The 1,015-nt window shown below is 64.5% G+C and carries 1 protein-coding gene; it reads right to left on the bottom strand.

The window, feature by feature from the left end:
* A partial coding sequence (locus DD1DGNOD_RS11605) for an SDR family NAD(P)-dependent oxidoreductase (protein ID WP_131770109.1) occupies positions 1–701 on the bottom strand: 701 nt, incomplete at its 3' end.
* Positions 702–1,015: the final 314 nt, after the last annotated feature.

Genomic DNA, 1,015 nt, shown 5'->3' with positions numbered 1-1,015 from the left:
CCGATCGGATGAACCGCGGTGAATGCGGACTTGACGTCGTCGAGACTTGCCGCGCCGGTTAGAGCCTGGTTCTTGCGGAAGAACGACTCCGCCAGGACGGTTTCCACGACGCCCGGATGAATGGAATTACAGCGGATGCCGTAGCCCAGTCGCCCGCATTCCACCGCCACATCCTTGGTCAGTTTACGCACCGCGCCCTTGGTGGCCCCGTAGGCGGACAGCCAAGGTACGCCGATCATGCCGGCGACGGAGGAGATGTTGATGATCGACCCGCCCCGCCCGGCACGCCCGCCAGGGCGCATAGCGATCACCGCGTGCTTGCAGCCTAAGAAGACGCCATCGACGTTGACGGCCGTGATACGACGGAATTCGTCATGCGACGTGTCGGCGATCTCTTTCACCACCTCGATGCCGGCGTTGTTCACCAGCACATCGAAGCCGCCGAAGGTCGCGACCGTCTCCTCGACCGTGGCCACCCACTCTTCCTCGCGGGTGACGTCCAAGTCCCGGTAGGCGGCCGTGCCACCGGCTGCGCTGATCGCTTCAGTGGTTTCCTTCCCGACAGCACTCAGTACATCCGTCACCAGCACGCTGGCACCCGCGGCTGCGAGAACCCGCGCAGACTCGGCGCCGATGCCGCGGGCGCCACCCGTGACCAGCGCCACCTTGCCGTCGAGGCGGAACTCGTCCTTGCCGTCCATTTTTGTCTCCTTCGTGTTGGTGTGGTTGTCGCCCTCGCACCGCGACGGAGGCAATCTGTGTCACTGTCAGAAGAACTCGGGAAGTAACGTGCCACCGACCGCGAAGCCGGAGGCAGGAACGGCCAGGAAATCGAGTGCTCCGGCGTCGTTTGGTGGCAACCTGCCAGCCATGTCGAGTTTTGCCATGGGCGGCAGCAGGTCTCACCCGGGCTCCTTCGTTTGCGACGAGCCGTTGCGCCGTAGCGAAGAAAGGCGTTCGAGAACGCGTTCCGGCTCGGCGTCGGCCGGGATGGCGGCGAACCGAAAGCCCCATT

Origin of the sequence: Candidatus Protofrankia californiensis, assembly GCF_900634765.1 — a bacterium.
GTDB lineage: Bacteria > Actinomycetota > Actinomycetes > Frankiales > Frankiaceae > Protofrankia > Protofrankia californiensis.
Note: the sequence above shows the minus strand (reverse complement) of the source record. Positions and strands in the feature narration are given on the sequence as shown.